1 protein-coding gene is annotated in these 217 nt (G+C 67.3%); it reads left to right on the forward strand.

The window, feature by feature from the left end; all coding sequences use genetic code 11:
* Window positions 1-217 (forward strand): hypothetical protein (locus tag IG98_RS53020; protein ID WP_211264401.1); only part of this gene is annotated, 217 nt, incomplete at both ends.

Raw genomic sequence — 217 nt, forward strand, 5'->3', positions numbered from 1 at the left:
CGGTGACCTCGGGCAAACTGAAGGACGGATGGCTGATCCGCTGGCGGGTGCGCACCTCCACCTCTACCGGGGTGGTGGGTCCGTGGTCGGAGTGGCAGGCCGGACGAGTCGACACCTCCAAGCCGGTGGTGTCGGAAGTAACGGCGACCCCGGGACAGCTCGCATCAGGACTGTGGACATTCCCCTCGACTCAGCCGTCGTTCACCGCCTACGGCGC

The sequence above is a fragment of the Streptosporangium amethystogenes genome, assembly GCF_000721075.1.
GTDB classification, from domain to species: domain Bacteria; phylum Actinomycetota; class Actinomycetes; order Streptosporangiales; family Streptosporangiaceae; genus Streptosporangium; species Streptosporangium amethystogenes.